Origin of the sequence: Pseudomonas sp. GM21, assembly GCF_000282215.1 — a bacterium.
Taxonomy (GTDB): domain Bacteria; phylum Pseudomonadota; class Gammaproteobacteria; order Pseudomonadales; family Pseudomonadaceae; genus Aquipseudomonas.
Genome location: NZ_AKJS01000061.1, coordinates 1 through 736 on the forward strand (window position 1 = coordinate 1; position 736 = coordinate 736).

The 736-nt window shown below is 54.9% G+C and carries 1 protein-coding gene; it reads left to right on the plus strand.

Annotation, left to right across the window (positions count from 1 at the left end; genetic code table 11):
* Positions 1-121: 121 nt before the first annotated feature.
* A partial coding sequence (locus PMI22_RS20815) for a pertactin-like passenger domain-containing protein (RefSeq protein WP_007944381.1) occupies positions 122-736 on the plus strand: 615 nt, incomplete at its 3' end.

Genomic DNA, 736 nt, shown 5'->3' on the forward strand with positions numbered 1-736 from the left:
ACTACCTTGAAAAACGCCGGTAAGGCACAACAACAAAGCCTTTGGCACCAAAGTCGAGGGGGGCGCGCTGAATCTCTATAACGCCGCTGTGGCCCAGGACAGCACTGTAAAAAATGGTGTTATGACCGTAACCAACTCGAGCAAAGCCATTGGCACAACCGTCGACGGGGGAACCCTGGATCTCTACGACGACGCTGTGGCCCAGGACAGCACTGTAAAAAATGGTGTTATGACCGTAACCAACTCGGCCAAAGCCATTCGCACCAGGGTCAATGACGGGGGGGTGATAGTGTTGGGGAATGGCGTCGAAGCCATTGACACAACTATCCATCAGGGCGGCGAGTTGAACCTCAGGGGTAACGCGGCTCTCAGTGGAAACAATCAGTTAGATGGCGTCGTCAGGTTCGCTCGTGTGGTCGACAGCTTTCACACTCTGACCATCGACGATCCGCTGAGCGGCAATGGCCACTTCGTGATGAACACTGATCTGGCGTCCCGGCAAGGTGATTCGCTCAAGTTGCACGGGGCGGTCAGCGGAAACCATACGCTGGTGGTCGCCGATTCGGGCGCTGATCCTGTTGGTGCGGCACAGAGTTTGATGCTGGTGGATGGCAATGGCGGTGATGGTAACTTCAATCTGTTTGGTAATACCGTTGATGCTGGCGCCTATCGTTTCCAGTTGCAGCAGGAAGGTAATGACTGGTATCTGGCCAGCCGAGGGTGTACTGAATTCTGT